Source organism: Shewanella sp. W3-18-1 (assembly GCF_000015185.1).
GTDB classification, from domain to species: domain Bacteria; phylum Pseudomonadota; class Gammaproteobacteria; order Enterobacterales; family Shewanellaceae; genus Shewanella; species Shewanella putrefaciens.
This window is the reverse complement of record NC_008750.1, coordinates 2931905-2949234: the sequence shown is the minus strand read 5'-3', so window position 1 is coordinate 2949234 and position 17330 is coordinate 2931905. Positions and strand designations below refer to the sequence as shown.

The following is a 17330-nucleotide window of genomic DNA, read 5'->3' as shown; positions in this document are numbered from 1 at the left end:
GAAACCTTTCTGCCTTTAAATGGCATTTTAAATTGAGAGTCCATGCCGATGAAGCCTGAGACTAATGCACTCGTGAGTGTACAAGGTCGAGTCTTAACACGCCATGCAAGCCAGCGTAATGGCCATCTAGTGCTGCAATATTATTTAGCAACCGAGCAAGGCCCTGTATTGGTGGAAGTTCACGATGCTGAATACATTTGTTTTTGTCATCAAGCTGATGTGACTTCATTGCAGTTGCAAACGCCCGGCCAAGGACTGCGTTTTTCCCCTTTAGGGCTTAAAAGTTTTAAAGGTGAAGCTGTCAGTGGCATTTATGCGCAATCAAGTAGCGCATCACGTACTTTACAGCGAATTGCTAAAGATGCCGATATTCCATTATTTGAAGCGGATATTCGCCCCGAACAACGTTTCTTAATTGAGCGTTTTGTGGCACTTGATGTTGCTTTTCTTGGATATTATCAACAGCAGATTGATGAGCCTCCTATATTTATAGCAGAGCGTGCTAAGAGTATTGCTCCGCAAACTTCTGTTAGTTTACGTACTATTTCGCTGGATTTTGAGTGCAGCTTTGAGGGGGTCATCTATTCAGTTGCCCTATATGGTAAAGATTCGAAGGATGATATTTATGAAAAAGTGATTATGGTCGGAAAACCGGAAGCTAATGCTGTCCATTACATCGAGTGGGTTATGGATGAAGCCGCCCTGATCCGCCGCTTAATCGTTTGGTTCCACGAATATGATCCTGATTTCATCATCGGCTGGTCTGTCGTTACATTTGATCTTGCATTATTGTTTCGACGAGCATTATTACATCGCATTCCTCTTACCATTGGACGTGGAGGGACGCTGCTTGAATGGAAGGTGGATAATAAATTTCGCCCCGAGACTTTAAGTTTACCCGGGCGTGTCGTGCTTGATGGTATCGATTGGTTAAAAGCGGCGTTTTATCATTTTGAGCGATTCTCCCTAGAGTTTGTCGCCCAAGCGCTTTTAGGTGAAGGAAAGGCTATTCATAATGTTGACAATCGAGTTAACGAAATTGATGCGCTGTTTGCGACAAATAAACAGGCGTTAGCACACTATAATCTTACCGACAGTCGATTAGTGTGGGATATTTTTAATCAAACTCAATTATGGGATTTTGCCCTTGCCAGAGCTGAGCTCACAGGCTTAGAGCTTGGACGGGTAGGGGCTTCGGTTGCAGCATTTAATCATCTGTATTTACCGCATTTACATCGTGCAGGATATGTCGCTCCGGATGCCCCTGCTAGCGATGGTATAGAGAGTCCTGGCGGTTATGTGATGGATTCTATCCCAGGACTTTATCAACATATTTTAGTTTTTGATTTTAAAAGCCTTTATCCATCTATTATTCGTACATTTCTTATCGATCCCAAAGGGTTAGTTGAAGGTTTACACTTACCCGAGTCTGAATGTGTTCAAGGTTTTCTTGGTGGCCGCTTTAGTCGGCATCAACCTATTTTACCTAAGCTTATCCAGCGTCTTTCTGAGCAACGAGAAAAAGCGAAGTGTGAACAAAACTCACCATTATCCCAAGCTATTAAAATTATTATGAATTCACTTTATGGTGTGCTTGGCTCCCAAGGCTGTGTGTTTCACGATGCAAGATTAGCCAGTTCCATCACTATGCGGGGCCATCAGATTATGAAGCAAACCCGAGCTTGGATAGAAGAAATGGGCTATCAAGTGATTTATGGTGATACAGATTCTACTTTTGTTTGGTTAGGGGATGCCCCCGATTTATCTGACATTAATCTGCTTGGCCAAACACTCGCGACGCATATCAATACTAAATGGCAAACTAAAATCCAAGATGAATACCAAGTTGACAGCTTTTTAGAACTGCAGTTTGAACGGCATTACGAACAATTTTTTATGCCTACACTACGCGGATCCAAAGAGGGAAGTAAGAAACGCTATGTCGGTGCGTGGCGTAATTCAAAAAATGAATTAGAAATCACCTTTAAAGGGATGGAACAGGTTCGTAGCGATTGGAGCCCATTGGCACGCACTGTCCAACAAGCACTTTATGAACGTATGTTTAATCAACGTGATATCAGTAGTTATATTATGACTGTGATAGAAGATATCTTAACGGGTAAAAGGGATGACGAGTTAGTGTTTCGAAAGCGTATGCGCCGCAATATTGAAGAGTATACGGCTAAATCCTCCCCACATATTAAAGTCGCACGTCAGCTTTGTGACTTAACAGGAACGAGTGCCTTTGGCAAGAAGGGGGCGCAAATTGATTATGTGATTACAGTTAACGGACCGGAATCAGAGCAATACAGAACGTCTAAAATTGATTACCAATATTATATTGATAAGCAAATTAGGCCAATAGCAGAGCCTGTCTTTTCAATAATGAAACTAAACTACATGGATATTGCATCAAAGCAGTTGGTGTTAATTTAGTGTGCTTGTTGTTTTTACTCTGTTGCTAATGCTGGCTTTTGTGGCGTTTAAACCTGTTTGGTACAGGTTAACTGCTACTTTTTTGTGATGTTAATCTACATATTCTTTAGGTTTCGCTTTGAGAGGTCATTGAAAGTTTGCTACTCTCAAAGGGAAATTGTAAGGAAATATAACAACGGAATGACGTTGATAAAACATAAACGAAAAGGTTAAGCACCAAATGAACAAAACGTTAGTAGCAACTGCGCTGGCAGCAATATTCTTAGCGCCATCTGTTTCGGCAATTGAGATCTATAAAGATGATAAAAATGCTGTAGAAATTGGCGGATTTATTGATGTACGCGTAATCAACACTCAAGGGGAAACTGAGGTTGTTAATGGTGCTTCTCGAATTAATTTCGGCTTTAGCCGTGAGTTGACCAATGGTTGGAATGCATTTGCTAAGTTGGAATGGGGTGTTAATCCTGTTGGTAGCAGCGATATTGTTTATAACAACCGTTTTGAATCTGTTCAAGATGAGTTTTTTTATAATCGCTTAGGTTATGCCGGTTTATCCCATGATCAATACGGTACTATTACCATTGGTAAACAATGGGGTGCTTGGTATGACGTAGTATATAGCACTAACTATGGTTTTGTATGGGATGGTAACACCGCAGGTGTTTACACATTCAATAAAGACGATGGTGCAGTCAACGGTGTTGGTCGGGGTGATAAAACCGTACAATATCGTAATGCTTTTGGTGATTTCAGTTTTGCTGTTCAGGCCCAGTTAAAAAACAGCAGTTTTTTCACTTGTGATATAGAAAATATTACTGAAAATGAGTGTGAAGCCCGCTGGATTGAAGGTGGTGCTGATGCTCAACAAGTGACTTATGACTATACCTATGGTGGAGCGTTGACCTATAAAGTCACTGAGATGCTGAGTGTGAGTGCTGGTGTTAACCGCGGTGAATTTGATATTGACTACGGGAACGGTGATCAAAAAACGGCAGTTGATCTTATCTATGGTGCAGGTATTACCTGGGGTAACTTCGACAATAACGGACTCTATATCGCGGCTAACGTTAACAAGCAAGAAAACCATGATACAGATAATATTGGCCGTTTAATCAAGGATGCACAGGGCGCTGAAACTTTAGTGTCCTATAAGTTTGATAATGGTCTGCGTCCATTTATTTCTTACAACGTGCTTGATGCTGGTAAAGATTACGTGATCCAACCTAACTTTAATGCAGATCCTAATGATGTGTTCAAACGTCAGTTTGTAGTTGTTGGTTTGCACTTTGTTTGGGATCCAAACACCGTCCTCTATGTTGAAGCTCGTAAAGACTATAGTGATTTCACTAGTGCCGATAAAGTTCAAGAAGCAAGAATGTCACTATCAGAAGATGACGGCATTGCCATCGGTATTCGTTATACACTGTAATCTAAAGGTTGCTTGCACTTAGTATTCAATGCGAGTGATATGTTAAAAAAATGCCAGTCGTTCTGACTGGCATTTTTGTTGGTTGTATGCTCACTTCAACACTTATCTGGTTTGTTTTCTTGAATCATTCTTCGTTCTTCTAACATCAGTAATGCGGCGAGGTATGTTGCTTCTGTGTTTATGGGGGATTTTAACAACGCTCATCTTACATAATAATATTAAATACCACTTAAGCAATTGAAATGTAATGATTTGTTGATTTATTATTGGATCGTTTTTCACCAAGCACGGCCATGCTATTAATTCTTTTTTGTATTATCCGTCAATTTTTTCTCACTTTTGCCATTTAGTTTTTAGCATATCCACAATAAAAATTGTTTCTTTCTTGTTTCATTTATTCCGAGCATTCTGAACGGTAAAAATCTTGGTCACATTTTATGCTGCATTGCTTGTTTATTTTGTTGAAAAGTAATGATTTTTTCTGTTTTTTGTTTAAGTGAGTATGATTTATATTGTTAATTAAAAACATATGGATAGCTTTTCTCTACCTTTAATCATGGGTGTTAGGTAGACAAAATGGATGTAAAGGGTTTTATTTTTGCTTCAATTGTTGATTAAGTGTTTCAAATGTGATTTTATTGCCCTGAAGCGTGACCTTTGTAACTGAAACTAAACGTGCTTCGTTATAAAGGTCTGCAAACACTACCTCGCGTCAAATGCAGAGGTGGAATAAATAAGAAGACATGTTATGTCCAGGGAGATAGACAATGCTTAGAAGTAATTTATTAGCTAATTCAGTGCGATTAGCATTAGTTGGTGGCGCCGCTGCTGTAGCATTAACAGCACCAATGGCATTTGCAGCAGAAGATGGTGCAAAAGTTGAACGTATCGAAGTTACTGGTTCTCGTATCAAACGTACAGATATGGAGACAACAGTACCAATTACAGTGTTATCTCGTGAAGATATAGCACAGACTGGTGCGATAAACGTTGCTGATATTTTAAATTCGTCACCAGTAACAATTGCAGGGTCAGATCAATCGAATAGTGCTTTCACTACTTCAACTGTAGGTTTAAATACAACATCATTACGTAACTTAGGTGATTCAAGAACTTTGGTTCTTGTTAATGGGCGTAGGTTTGTTTCTGGTGTTGATCCTTCAAGTGGCTATGCTGTGGATTTAAATGCAATACCTACTTCAATGATTGAGCGAATTGAAATCTTGAAAAGCGCATCTTCTGCTATATATGGTTCAGACGCAGTGGCCGGTGTCGTAAACATAATTACTCGAAAAGATTTTGAAGGTGTAGAGTTAAGTGCTCAAACGGGTATTTCAGGTGAAAGTGATCGTAATACTAAAACCATTAGTTTGACATCGGGAAAAACTTGGTCTGGTGGAAATGCTTGGATTTCATTAGGCTATGATGATGATGAAGGGATTAAGGCTACTGATCGAGATTTTTCTAAGCAAGATTTAGCAGTATTTCTGGATGAAAATGGTAATGAATATGCTGGACCACTAAATTCATCTTTTGCACCGCAAGGTAAGATAGGCAAATATAATGGTGATGGATCTCTATATTCTGGTGCAACTGGTAGTTTTAACCGCGCATCTTACCGCCAGTTAGTTACTCCACTTGAACGCAAGTATGCCGCTGCTGGTTTGAATATGGAGCTTTCAGATAATGTTTCTATGTTTACTGAGTTAAACTGGAATACAACAAAAACAAAAGATTCAACTATTGAACCAACTCCATTAGATGTTGTAAATGATGTTTGGTTAAAAAATCGTAATGGGAAAGGGGGGATGGATATTAATTCCCCTCTAATTCCAGATGCTTTACGTAATGCTTTGATTGCCGACGGTATTACAAATTTGAATCAAACTACTTTCACTCGTCGGTTAGTTGAATTCGGAGCTCGTTCTACTGATTTAGAGAGAAATACAGTTCGCGTTGCAACTGGTATCGATTGGGCTATTGATGATACTTGGGCCTCACAAACTTATTTTACTTGGGGTCGTACTGACCAATTACAAGATAATGGTGGGCAAGTTAATAAAGAACGTGCGGCTTTAGCATTAGATGTCATTAGGGATGCAAACGGGGATTTAGTTTGTGCGAATGAATTAGCACGTCTACAAGGCTGTGTGCCATTAGATTTATTTGGTGCAGGAACAGTTTCGGATGAGGCTGTTAAATATGTCATATCACCAGCCAAGGCAACTGGTCAAGCTGAACAATTTGTATTGGGTAGTAGTGTAACAGGTGCTTTACCTATTGCTTTACCTGGTGGTGATGTCGGTGTTGCAATGGGACTTGAATATCGTGAAGAACGTGGAGTTTATAGTCCTGGAGATCTAGCTCAAACTGGCGCATCTAGCACAAACCAATCAGATCCTACAGATGGTACTTTATACTCTAAGGATGTCTACGTAGAGGCTATATTGCCAGTTCTTGAAAACTTAGAGTTTGATTTAGCGGCACGCTTCGCAGATCATTCGGTTACTGGGGGAGACTGGACTTGGAATGCTGGTCTAGAATATACACCATTTGATTCTTTCAAGGTTAGGGCTTCAGCTGCAACTGCTATTCGTACACCAAATATTTCTGATTTATATGGTGGTCGTGGAGAAACATTTGCTACTGTTTCTGATCCTTGTAATGGTGTTACAGCGACAACAACAGGAGATGCAGCAGCTAACTGCCGTTCAATTCAAGCTATCAGTGATAGGATTGCTGCTGATGGAGCATTTAATTTAACACAAGCGGAACGTCAAGGCACAGGTGGTACTCAAGGTGGTAATCCAAATGTTAAGGCTGAAACTGCTGATACATGGAGTGCGGGTATTGTTTGGCAAGTAATTGATAATCTAGCGTTTACTTTAGATTATTATGATATTTCTGTTAAGGATGCTATTTCAACAACAAGCCGTACAACAGTGTTAAACCGTTGCTTTGACGTAAATCCTAGTAATTTCTCTCAAAATTGTAATGGCAATGCTATACGTGATCTGAATGGTGCTTTGATTGAAGTACATTCAGGCACATCGAACGAGAATAATATTGATACATCAGGGATTGATGCTGAAATCAACTATACAAGGGATATAGGTCCAGGTAGCTTCAAGGCTCAATTAATTTGGAACTATACAAATGAATATGTTGTAACTGGGATATTATCCGGTGAGTCCATTGATTATGTAGGAGAAGTGCTTTATCCAGAGCACAGAGCAAACCTTAATTTATCTTATGCTCTTAACGAAATGAGTTTTGCATGGCGTATGCGTTACTGGGACTCGGTTGTTGATTCTATTGATGGCAGCAACGGTAACTTTACTGATGGCGAAGTTTTAACTAAGTTTAACCAGATCGATGCTGTTCTCTATCATGATATAAACGCAAGTTACGCTTTTTCTAATGGATGGGAAGCGATGATTGGAGTTCGTAATTTGTTTGATAAACAACCTCCTTTGTTACCTCAAGGTTCTAACTCTGGTAGCACAGGCATAAATACAGCTTCTGAGGCTTATGATGTTACTGGTCGTTATTTCTACGCTGGGATTACGGCTAAATTTTAATTTTCTAGGTTAGTTCTATACTATTAAACTCGAAGCTAATTATTCAAATGCCGCTCACTTCTGTTGAGCGGCATTTTTTTCAACCTGTTTGGACGGGAAATAATTTAAATCAGTACTAGCACTCACGCCATTTTAATTTATGAGTAGTATTATATTTACATGTTTTTGTTAATAATATGTATCTCCTAATCCTCAAACACTGTAGTTTTTGTCTAAAAAATCCTCTCTTATAGTCTTTATGTGTTCAAGCCTTCTTTACACTGATTTTTACACATTCCGATTGTTGACATAGGTCAACATTTTGTGAAATGATGCCAGCGGGTCTATGCCTGTAATGGCGTAGGAAAGGGAAGAAAAAACTAAGAATCACAAGAGATAGACGAACTTACAGTATCTATAGTGTTTTGCGGCTTCTGCGAATCATTATGTTATTGGTAAGTTAACTTTTTATTCACTTCAAATTGGTTGGGAACTATGTCCAAGGTAAGCAATAGAACAAAAATCGCTACTGCACTTGTCGGCGTGTTGGCATTAGCGAGTAGCAACTTAGTAGTTGCAGATCCTCTTACCGACGTGCTGAAAGCGGATAGTATGATCCATGCTGATGCAGCTGCGTCGCAAAAGAATGTTGATAAGTATTTTGATCAAGCGCAAGACATGCTCTTTGAGTATGGCTCAGTGGCTGATGAGCGTGAGTCTCTGAAATCATATAATGACTATGTAGCCAGTTTAGTCGCTGATCAGCAAAAGACAATGGACGCTGTTCAAAACGACATTAATGGTGTTGACAAGTTACGTCAGGGTGTTGTGCCGTTAATGTTCAAAATGGTGGAATCTTTAGAGCAGTTTGTTCAACTGGATTTACCATTTAACTCTGAAGTGCGTACCAATCGTGTCAATGAGTTAAAAAATCTCCTCAATACAGCCGAAGTGACTCTCGCTGAAAAATACCGTTTGATCCTTGATGCTTATAGTATTGAACGTGAATACGGTAGTGCTATTGCTGTAAACCAAGGCAAATTGAACTTAGATGGTAAAGAAGTATTAGTTGATTTCTTTAATTTAGGTCGTGTAGCGCTCTATGCCCAAAGCTTAGATCAAAAGACTGGCTGGATATACAACTCAGATACTAAGGGTTGGGATAAATTAGATGACAGCTATTTGCGCGAACTGACAAAAGGTATCCGCATTGCCCGTAAACAAGGCGCTCTAGATCTATTTGCATTACCAATTCCTGCTGCGGAGACTGCACAATAATGAAGAAATTAATTGCTACAGCTGTATTGGCTGCAAGTTTTTCTTTAACTGCTGGTATGGTGAGTGCTGCTGATGCACCTAAGTCCATAGACCAATTATTGCAGCAAGTTAAGGTTGATCGTGCCGCTGAAGGTAAAGTCAACAGCAAACGTGAACAAGAGTTCCAAGCTGAACGTGGCGATAAAGCTGCTATGTTGAAGCGTGAAAAAGATGCATTAGCCGCTGAAAAGCAACGTGGGAAAGAGTTAAATCAAGCGTTTTTAGATAACGAGCGTAAGATCGCTCAATTAGAAGAAGATCTGAAAACAGCTCAAGGTGACTTGGGTGAAATGTTTGGTGTTGTTAAAGGTGAAGCTGGCGATTTTGCGGGTAAACTTGTTAGCTCAAATATTAGTGCTCAATATCCAAACCGTGACAAATTTATTGCCGATTTAGGTGCGCGTAAGCAGCTACCAAAAATTGAAGAATTAGAGCAATTCTGGCAAGAACAGCTATTTGAAATGGCACAATCTGGCAAAGTGGTTAAGTTTGAAGGCTCGGTAACGGGTATTGATGGTAGCGTGAAAAACACGACTATTCACCGTATTGGTGCTTATAACTTAACGGCTGATGGTAAATATGTTGTTTACAATCCTGAGTTAGGTTTAATTCAAGAGTTATCTCAGCAACCTGAAGGTTATCAAGTTAGTGCTGTTGGTAAATGGGAACAAGCAACTGCAGGTACTGCACCGTTCTACATTGACCCAGCCCGCGGCGTGCTGTTAAACATCTTCACTAACAAAGCAAGCTTTGAAGACCGTTTAGAAGCGGGTGGTACTATCGGTTACATCATTATTGCTCTGTTAGTTTTAGGTTTACTGATTTCCGTTGAGCGCCTGGTCACTATGACGATTATTGGTGCTCAAGTTAACAGCCAACGTAAGAACATTGATAATCCTGGTAACAATGCTTTAGGTCGTATCCTCAAAGTGTATCAAGAAAACAAAGACGTTGATGTTGAAACGTTAGAGTTGAAACTTGACGAAGCGATCCTGAAAGAAACGCCAGCATTAGAGTCTCGCATTTCTATCATTAAGGTATTGGCCGCTATCGCGCCTATGATGGGTCTGTTAGGTACTGTAACGGGTATGATTGCAACCTTCCAAAGTATTCAATTGTTTGGTACTGGTGATCCTAAGCTAATGGCTGGTGGTATCTCTATGGCACTGATCACAACGGTTCAAGGTTTAGTAGCAGCTCTGCCATTGATGTTAATGCATGCAATCGTGGTTGCACGTAGTAAATCAATCGTGCAAGTTCTGGAAGAGCAAAGTGCTGGTATTATCGCAGCACATGCTGAGAAGAGGGCTGACTAATGATGCTATACCTGATGGACATTTGGGATTCCGTCAGGGGCTTCATGGCCTCCGGAGGTGACGTCCTCTGGTTAGTTGCGGCTGTACTGTTCTTAATGTGGGCATTGATGCTTGAGCGCTATTGGTATCTAAACTGGATATCACCAAAGCAACATAAAGCAATCATCGCTGCATGGAATGCGAGAGAGGAAACGACCTCTTGGTACTCACACCGTATCCGTGAAGCTTGGATGTCCCAAGCAAAACAAGATTTGAATGCACGTATGCTGATTATAAAAACCTTAGTAGCGATTTGTCCTATGATAGGTTTGTTAGGTACTGTAACAGGTATGATTTCAGTGTTCGATGTGATGGCAGTTCAGGGGACGAGTAATGCTCGTTTAATGGCGGCTGGTATTTCAATGGCAACAATGCCCACCATGGCGGGGATGGTTGCAGCATTATCGGGAGTATTTTTTAGTACTCGTCTTGATGCAAAAATGAAAATCAGTTTAGAAAAGCTAAAAGACAGCATGCCGCACCACTAGAGAGAGATTGAACATGGCACGTAAAAAGCATTCCAGTGTAGACGAGGAAGCTCAAATTGACATGACACCGATGTTAGACATCGTGTTTATCATGCTGATCTTCTTCATTGTGACAACGTCATTCGTGAAACCATCTGGTTTGGACTATAACAAACCTAAAGCTTCACAAGCGACTTCTAAGCCTTCGGCTAACATCTTTATTGGCGTCAGTAAAACAGGCGTTATTATGATGGAAAACCGTCAGGTTGATATCGAACGTGTGACCGCAAACGTTGAGCGTATGTTAGCTGAGGCTCCAGAGGCTGCAGTGCTTATCCAAGCGGATAAAGACACGCAACACGGCTTAGTGGTTAAAGTTCTAGACCAAGTCAAAGCGGCTGGTATAGATAAGATTTCGGTTGCTGCGGGGAACGATTAATATGCTAAGAGCACTAGTATCAATCATTATTGGTGCTGCTGTGACTTTTGGTCTGTTCGCTTTTATGGCGTTCTTGGTCGGTGGTGGGGCGCAGCGCGCTGAAACATCGGCCGAGACCCCTGTAATTGAAATCACGATGGATAGACAGGATTCAAAAGCACAGAATAAGCCACGAGTGGTGCCTAAACCGCCACCACCACCAGAGCAGCCACAGAAGCCTGATACTACACCTCCGGATACTTCTTCCAATATTGATACTTCAATGTCATTCAATATGGGCGGAGTTGAAGCAGGTGGTCCAAGTACTGGTTTTAAATTAGGTAATATGATGACTCGTGATGGCGATGCAACACCTATCGTACGCATCGAGCCACAATACCCTATTGCAGCAGCACGTGATGGCAAAGAAGGTTGGGTACAATTGCGTTTTACCATTAACGAATTAGGCGGTGTAGATGACGTTGAAGTTATCCAAGCCGAACCTAAGCGTTTATTCGATAAAGAAGCAATTCGTGCACTTAAAAAGTGGAAATATAAGCCAAAGATAGTTGATGGCAAACCACTTAAGCAACCGGGTATGACAGTCCAACTTGACTTCACTTTAGATAAAGGAGGCAACTAATAATGCGTAATGCTAATAAAATCGCAGCCCTATTATTGCTCTCTTTATTTGGCAGTACAGTTTCATCAGCAATTGCTGCTGAAAAGTGTGAAATTGATAGCCGCCAATCTAAAGCCGTAGGTGAAAGTGCTGCAAAAAAGGTTCAGAAATCTTTTGAAGCTTATACTAATGGTCAGCTTGATGAGGCTATTTCTATATTGCTTGAAGCAAATGCTAAGAATGATTTCGATAAAGCGTATGTTGCACGTATGCTAGGTAACTTTTATGCCGAAAAAGGCAAAATGGATACTGCGATCAAATACCTAAAGCAAGCTGTAGAAGCGGATATTTTAGGTGGAACGGATCACGCTGCAACATTACGTCTCTATGCTGATTTGTTGTTACAAGAGAAGAAGTTTAAGGAGGCTATTCCTTATTACTACAAGTGGATGGAATTCACCTGTAAAACTGACGCTCAAATGTATCGCCGTATTGGTATTGCACATACAGAGCTAAAACAGTGGGATAAAGTGATTGAAGTGGCCGACAAAGGCATTTCTCTTGCTTCATCTCCTGATAAAGGTTTGTATCAGATGAAGCTAACGTCTTACTTCAATCAGAAGAAGTATAAGCAAGCCGTTGGCGTGTTAGAAACCATGGTGCCTTTGTTTCCAGAAGATGGCAGATTATGGGTTCAATTAGCACAGTTTTATCTGATGGTAGAGGATTACGATAAATCACTTGCGACTTACGATTTAGCCTACAGAAATGGTTTCTTAGCAGATAGTGCGAGTAATATTACTCGTTTAGCGCAACTGATGGCACAGAAAGGTGCTCCATATCAGGCTGCTAAAATCTATCATAAGCACATTAAGTCTGGTTTAATCGCGCAAGAAGCTAAATCTTTTGAGATTTTGGCTGGTTTCTACCAAAACGCAAAAGAGTTTAAAGAGGCCGCTGAGTTCTATGGTAAGGCTGCTGCTATCAGCAATGATGGTAAGCTTTACTTAAAACAAGGTCGTCTACTGAGCTTAGATGGAAATTATACTGCTGCGATACCTGTCCTTGAAAAGGCAATATCGCTAGGTATTGATCATCCAGGTGAGGCAAACTTTGAATTGGCATTAGCTCATTTAAGTTTGAAGCAATATAAGTCTGCTTATAACCGTGCACAATTGGCGGCAAAAGATAAGAAGACTGAAAAGAGTGCAAATAGCTATATCTCTTATATTAAAGAGAAAGCTCGTATGCATAATGTTGCGCTTTAACTTATTGTTTTATAGTCATTAGAATAAAGCCCCTACTAAGGGGCTTTTTCTTTAAGGCGAGCCTATATTACTGTAGACGAATCAGTGCTTGAGATTGTAGCTGCTCCTTTTCAAGTTCTTGAGATAATTTAGATACACTCGCAAATAAAACGTCAACTTTTTGCTTTTGTGTTGGCGTACAAATACATGCAGCAAGTTTATAATCGATTTTTAACTTATGATTTTTACCAAATTCTTGATTAAATTTGCGTATATGTTGATCAATACGCTCTAAAACAACTTCAGTACCTTCTTCATCAATATTAAATAAGCCTAAGGCAAAATGATTATGATCTAGCCTTGCAATCATATCTGTTGCCCTAAGTAAGGCTTCTTGGACTTGTTTGGTGAAGAATTCTAGTAAATGAGGTTGTTTGACGGTTTCATGAATGTGAGGGCACAGATACAATAGTGCCAAGCTTTGGTGCTCTCTCATATGTCGATGCCATTCACGGTTAAACACCTCCATGAAATAGGTTTGGTTGTAGACTCCCGTTTCTGGATCTCGAAACCCCGAATTGTGAAATGAGTAGATCATAGGTTAACTCCGTTAGCAGGCCTTTAACTAAGTATAGAAACTGTTTGGCTATCACAGACCCAAAAGGAAGAATATAAAAATGAAATTGAGTTTACTGGCTGGAACATTGGCGTTGATGTTGGCGCTACAAGGTTGTTCAAAACCTGAGGCTAATCTGTCCCAAGAAAGTCGCTCGGCTAAGACGAACACCGCACAGAGTGATAGGCAAACCGCCGAACAAGAGTATTTGGCACTGGTAGATACTTATTTTAATGATTATCTAAAGCTTGAACCTATTTATGCGACTTTTGTCGGTGTAAACGACTATAACGCTGAATTTGGTGGTGATTTGAGCGAAGAGTATCTCAAGGCTCGCCATGATCTAAATACTCGATATTTAGCGAAAGTAAAGGCGATTGATATTCAGTTGTTACCCGCGGATCTTCAACTCAGTTATGCATTGTTTGTGTATGATCGTGAGATGGCACTTGTAGATGAAACCTTCCCGTCTCGCTTTATGCCGATAAGTCAGTTCTACAGTACTGTGATTACTATGGTTCAGCTTGGTAGTGGTGAAAGCGCTCAACCTTTTAACACAGTTCAAGATTACCGTAATTGGGAGCAGAGAGTTGATGGTTTTATTAAGTGGCTCCAACTTGCTCAAAATCGTATGAATGAAGGGATTGAAAGTAAAGTTGTACTGCCGAGAGTGTTGGTTGAACGCATCATTCCGCAGTTAGACACTATGCTCACAACAGATGTTACTCAAAGTATTTTTTACTCACCTATTCAGCATTTTCCAGAACATTTTTCTGAACAGGACAAAATCGCATTAACCAACAGTTACCAAGCGATGATAGGCGAGCGATTAGTACCGGCGTTGACTGGGCTACGGGATTACTTTAAGCAAACCTATTTACCTAAATCACGAGCAACAGATGGTTGGTCTGGTTTACCTAATGGGAAAGCTTGGTATCAACAGCTCGCCAACGCTCACACAACAACTACCATGCCTGTTGATGAAATTCATCAAATTGGTTTAAGTGAAGTAGCACGAATTTTATCTGAGATGGATAAGGTACGTGAACAGGTCGGTTTTAAGGGCGATTTGAAGGCGTTTTTTGCGTCTTTATCTTCAGAGCCGCAGTATTTCTATAGCGATCGCCAAGGCTTGATTGATGGCTATATGGTACTGAAAGATAAAATCAATCAGGTTTTGCCTAACTATTTTAATGTGATGCCAAAGGCTGATTATGTTGTTAAGCCAGTAGAAAGTTTTAGAGAGCAATCTGCAGCGGGAGCTTCTTATGAGTCTCCTGCTGTTGATGGCAGTCGCCCCGGCGTGTTTTACATCAATACCTATAACCTAAAGGCACAGCCTAAGTGGGGGATGACGACGCTATCTTTGCATGAGGCAGCTCCTGGGCATCACTTCCAAATTGCGATTAAACAAGAGTTAACAGGCGTGCCTGAGTTCCAGCGTTTCAGTGGTTATACCGCTTTTGAAGAGGGTTGGGCACTTTATGCTGAATACCTTGGTATTGAAATGGGCCTTTTTAATGATCCTTATCAGTACTTTGGCAAGTTATCCGATGAGATGCTCCGCGCAATGCGTTTAGTCGTTGATACAGGTTTGCACGCTAAGGGCTGGAGTCGTGAGCAAGCTATCCAATATATGAAGGATAATTCGCCAATGGCAGAGTCTGATATTGTTGCCGAAGTTGAGCGTTATATGGCAATACCTGGTCAAGCTTTATCTTATAAAGTCGGGCAGTTAAAGATTTTAGCGCTACGTGATAGAGCCCAGAAAGTCTTAGGAGATAAATTTGATTTAAAAGCTTTTCACGATCAGATCCTGACATCCGGTTCATTGCCTATGGCGGTTATGGAACAAAAGATTGACCGTTGGATTGCAGATTATCAAGCCTAAGTCGTTTATATCGCCACCATTTATATCGAGATAAAATAAATGGTGGTATCTATAGCGCTTTTTTATTCAACAGAATGTTTTTATACTGAACATTCAAAATCTGTTCTAAGTAGACTAAAGAACAGGAACTACATGATATTTGGGGCAAATGTCTCAGGATAGTCGAAGGAGTTTTATTATGGTTCAGGCAACAGCAAGACATTTGTTAGTCAGTAGTGAAGAGCAGTGCCAAGCATTGAAACAACAAATTATTGATGGCGCGGATTTTGCTCAAATTGCTCGTGCACATTCATCTTGTCCATCGGGGGCGCAAGGTGGTGAATTAGGTTCATTTGGGCCCGGAATGATGGTTAGGGAGTTTGATGAAGTGGTATTTAGTGCACCATTAAATGAAGTACAAGGCCCGGTAAAAACCCAATTTGGCTATCATTTACTTGAAGTTACCAGTCGCAGCTAAGGGTTATGATCTGTATTAAACGGCAGCGTATGTTGCCGTTTTTGTTTTTGGTAAAAATGGAGTTTTTATGCTGGCGCTATATACCGATAGATTGAAACTCAGGAGTTTGAGAGACAGTGATTGGGAGCATTTTTATGCGCTGCACAGTGATCCTGACATTAATCTTTATGTCCGTAGCCCTGAATCTGAAGATGTGATCCGCAATAAATTTATTCAGCGCGCGGATACCTGGTTTTATGGTTCAGGGGAGTGGCTTACTCTTGTGATTGAAACAGTGAGTACTGGTCAATTTGTCGGTTTAACGGGACTGTATTGCCAAAGCATAGAAGAGCAACGTGCAGAAGTCGGTTATCTGCTTGCAAAGCAAAGCCACGGAAAAGGCTATGCAACAGAGAGTTTAAAAGCCGTAATCGATTGGGCTTGCTTAAGCTTTAATGTGCATAAGTTTATTGCTCATTGTGCCAAAGACAACAAAGCATCAGCTCGAGTGCTTGAAAAATGTGGGTTTCAACTTGAGGGTTTATTAAGGCAGCATGTTAAAATTGGCGATCATTGGATTGATGATTGTGCTTATGGTCTACTTTCGGATGAAAGGCAAAGATAAACAAGCTACTTCAAACCCTCGGTCGTTTCAGCGATGATGAATATAACGTAATGGGTTACAGGCCCATCCAGCCTAAAGTGCGTTAAATTCCCTGTGATTCCTGCCTCTTCCAGTTATTTGGGTATATAATGCGGCAGGTTTATTTTTAGAAGGCGTGTTATCAGTGGCACAAATTAATCAATTAGCTTTGCATTCTGGTGAAGATTTTATTGAATTGTACAAAGTATTAAAAGTTCAGGGTATGACAAATGCGGGCGGTGAAGCTAAGCATTTTATCGATGCAGGTCAGGTCACTGTTAATGGTGAAATTGAAACTCGTAAGCGTAAAAAAATCATCGCTGGCGATATGGTCAGTTTTAACGGTGTAACCGTCCAAATCATTGCGGCAGAATAAGCCTGAAACAGTGGAGTAAGATATGCAATTTCCAGATGATGACAATGGTAAAATGCTGGCCGCAATGGCTGAAGCGGGAATCGATTTAACTAAGGCTTTGGATGTTGATTTTTTCTTAGTTTTTGAAGATCAACGTGATGCAGAATCAGCACTTGAAGAGTTGGCTAATTCTGATTTAGACGGCGAGCTGGAGCTTAACTTAAATGATGAGTTAGGTAAGTGGGAAATTATTGTGTGTATCAACATGATACCTGACTACGATACGCTGGTTGAGCAAGAAACGATGCTGAACGAATTTGCCGCAGAGTTTGGTGGTATGACAGATGGTTGGGGCGTGATGCAACACCAAGATGGTGACGATGAGTTTATGGACGATGATGACCACGTCCATGGTGAACATTGTCATCACTAGTTTTAACTAAGTTTACTTACTGTATTTATTATAAAAACCACCGCCTTGGTGGTTTTTTTGTTCGCCTATCCTAATCCGGTTTATTTTCTCCCTTTGTGTATAGAC

The 17330-nt window shown here is 40.5% G+C and carries 15 protein-coding genes; 14 read left to right on the top strand and 1 reads right to left on the bottom strand.

Annotation, left to right across the window (positions count from 1 at the left end):
* The first annotated feature begins 48 nt into the window (after positions 1–48).
* The 9 genes from SPUTW3181_RS13525 to SPUTW3181_RS13485 all read left to right on the top strand — a co-directional run bounded on the left by SPUTW3181_RS13525 (position 49) and on the right by SPUTW3181_RS13485 (position 12872).
* A complete protein-coding gene (locus SPUTW3181_RS13525) occupies positions 49–2436 on the top strand; it encodes a DNA polymerase II (RefSeq protein WP_041408420.1) in 2388 nt (795 codons plus the stop codon).
* 220 nt (positions 2437–2656) lie between these two features.
* On the top strand, positions 2657–3865 hold the full coding sequence (locus SPUTW3181_RS13520) for a porin (protein ID WP_011789868.1): 1209 nt from the start codon (positions 2657–2659) through the stop codon (positions 3863–3865).
* Between the two features lie 767 nt (positions 3866–4632).
* Entirely contained in the window at positions 4633–7446 is a 2814-nt protein-coding gene (locus SPUTW3181_RS13515; RefSeq protein ID WP_011789867.1) for a TonB-dependent receptor domain-containing protein, read from the top strand.
* Positions 7447–7920: 474 nt separating this feature from the next.
* Positions 7921–8703, top strand: a complete 783-nt coding sequence (locus SPUTW3181_RS13510) for a DUF3450 domain-containing protein (protein WP_011789866.1) — start codon at positions 7921–7923, stop codon at positions 8701–8703.
* Positions 8703–10058: a MotA/TolQ/ExbB proton channel family protein gene (locus SPUTW3181_RS13505; protein ID WP_011789865.1), complete on the top strand. Its 1356-nt coding sequence runs from the start codon at positions 8703–8705 to the stop codon at positions 10056–10058. Before SPUTW3181_RS13510 ends, SPUTW3181_RS13505 begins: the two co-directional genes overlap by 1 nt.
* The gene (locus SPUTW3181_RS13500; RefSeq protein ID WP_011789864.1) at positions 10058–10585 is read left to right on the top strand and encodes a MotA/TolQ/ExbB proton channel family protein; all 528 of its coding nucleotides are present in this window, start codon (positions 10058–10060) and stop codon (positions 10583–10585) included. Before SPUTW3181_RS13505 ends, SPUTW3181_RS13500 begins: the two co-directional genes overlap by 1 nt.
* Positions 10586–10598: 13 nt before the next feature.
* A complete protein-coding gene (locus SPUTW3181_RS13495; RefSeq protein WP_011789863.1) occupies positions 10599–11003 on the top strand; it encodes an ExbD/TolR family protein in 405 nt (134 codons plus the stop codon).
* Between the two features lies 1 nt (position 11004).
* Positions 11005–11625 carry an energy transducer TonB gene (locus tag SPUTW3181_RS13490; protein ID WP_011789862.1) on the top strand — a complete coding sequence of 207 codons (621 nt, stop codon included), beginning with the start codon at positions 11005–11007 and terminating at the stop codon, positions 11623–11625.
* A 2-nt stretch (positions 11626–11627) separates the two neighbouring features.
* Positions 11628–12872 carry a tetratricopeptide repeat protein gene (locus tag SPUTW3181_RS13485; RefSeq protein WP_011789861.1) on the top strand — a complete coding sequence of 415 codons (1245 nt, stop codon included), beginning with the start codon at positions 11628–11630 and terminating at the stop codon, positions 12870–12872.
* Positions 12873–12939: 67 nt separating this feature from the next.
* Here SPUTW3181_RS13485 and SPUTW3181_RS13480 read toward each other — a convergent pair whose 3' ends face one another.
* Complete coding sequence (locus SPUTW3181_RS13480) at positions 12940–13449, bottom strand: diguanylate cyclase domain-containing protein (RefSeq protein WP_011789860.1); 510 nt, start codon at positions 13447–13449, stop codon at positions 12940–12942.
* 79 nt (positions 13450–13528) lie between these two features.
* Here SPUTW3181_RS13480 and SPUTW3181_RS13475 point away from each other — a divergent pair, with 79 nt between their 5' ends.
* From SPUTW3181_RS13475 to SPUTW3181_RS13455, 5 genes are all read left to right on the top strand, one after another.
* Positions 13529–15358, top strand: coding sequence for a DUF885 domain-containing protein (locus SPUTW3181_RS13475; protein ID WP_011789859.1), 1830 nt, complete (start codon positions 13529–13531; stop codon positions 15356–15358).
* A gap of 178 nt (positions 15359–15536) precedes the next feature.
* Positions 15537–15815, top strand: coding sequence for a peptidylprolyl isomerase (locus tag SPUTW3181_RS13470; protein WP_011789858.1), 279 nt, complete (start codon positions 15537–15539; stop codon positions 15813–15815).
* 67 nt (positions 15816–15882) lie between these two features.
* Entirely contained in the window at positions 15883–16419 is a 537-nt protein-coding gene (locus tag SPUTW3181_RS13465; protein ID WP_011789857.1) for a GNAT family N-acetyltransferase, read from the top strand.
* A 163-nt stretch (positions 16420–16582) separates the two neighbouring features.
* Positions 16583–16813 (top strand): RNA-binding S4 domain-containing protein, encoded by a 231-nt coding sequence (locus SPUTW3181_RS13460; RefSeq protein ID WP_014610310.1) that lies wholly within the window; start codon positions 16583–16585, stop codon positions 16811–16813.
* 22 nt (positions 16814–16835) lie between these two features.
* Positions 16836–17225 (top strand): ribonuclease E inhibitor RraB, encoded by a 390-nt coding sequence (locus SPUTW3181_RS13455; RefSeq protein ID WP_011789855.1) that lies wholly within the window; start codon positions 16836–16838, stop codon positions 17223–17225.
* Positions 17226–17330: the final 105 nt, after the last annotated feature.

What these genes read in the sequence shown, in the direction of transcription:
- SPUTW3181_RS13525 (WP_041408420.1), top strand. Translation starts at nt 49, where the DNA reads ATGAAGCCTGAGACTAATGCACTCGTGAGTGTACAAGGTCGAGTCTTA.
- SPUTW3181_RS13520 (WP_011789868.1), top strand. Translation starts at nt 2,657, where the DNA reads ATGAACAAAACGTTAGTAGCAACTGCGCTGGCAGCAATATTCTTAGCG.
- SPUTW3181_RS13515 (WP_011789867.1), top strand. Translation starts at nt 4,633, where the DNA reads ATGCTTAGAAGTAATTTATTAGCTAATTCAGTGCGATTAGCATTAGTT.
- SPUTW3181_RS13510 (WP_011789866.1), top strand. Translation starts at nt 7,921, where the DNA reads ATGTCCAAGGTAAGCAATAGAACAAAAATCGCTACTGCACTTGTCGGC.
- SPUTW3181_RS13505 (WP_011789865.1), top strand. Translation starts at nt 8,703, where the DNA reads ATGAAGAAATTAATTGCTACAGCTGTATTGGCTGCAAGTTTTTCTTTA.
- SPUTW3181_RS13500 (WP_011789864.1), top strand. Translation starts at nt 10,058, where the DNA reads ATGATGCTATACCTGATGGACATTTGGGATTCCGTCAGGGGCTTCATG.
- SPUTW3181_RS13495 (WP_011789863.1), top strand. Translation starts at nt 10,599, where the DNA reads ATGGCACGTAAAAAGCATTCCAGTGTAGACGAGGAAGCTCAAATTGAC.
- SPUTW3181_RS13490 (WP_011789862.1), top strand. Translation starts at nt 11,005, where the DNA reads ATGCTAAGAGCACTAGTATCAATCATTATTGGTGCTGCTGTGACTTTT.
- SPUTW3181_RS13485 (WP_011789861.1), top strand. Translation starts at nt 11,628, where the DNA reads ATGCGTAATGCTAATAAAATCGCAGCCCTATTATTGCTCTCTTTATTT.
- SPUTW3181_RS13480 (WP_011789860.1), bottom strand. Translation starts at nt 13,449, where the DNA reads ATGATCTACTCATTTCACAATTCGGGGTTTCGAGATCCAGAAACGGGA.
- SPUTW3181_RS13475 (WP_011789859.1), top strand. Translation starts at nt 13,529, where the DNA reads ATGAAATTGAGTTTACTGGCTGGAACATTGGCGTTGATGTTGGCGCTA.
- SPUTW3181_RS13470 (WP_011789858.1), top strand. Translation starts at nt 15,537, where the DNA reads ATGGTTCAGGCAACAGCAAGACATTTGTTAGTCAGTAGTGAAGAGCAG.
- SPUTW3181_RS13465 (WP_011789857.1), top strand. Translation starts at nt 15,883, where the DNA reads ATGCTGGCGCTATATACCGATAGATTGAAACTCAGGAGTTTGAGAGAC.
- SPUTW3181_RS13455 (WP_011789855.1), top strand. Translation starts at nt 16,836, where the DNA reads ATGCAATTTCCAGATGATGACAATGGTAAAATGCTGGCCGCAATGGCT.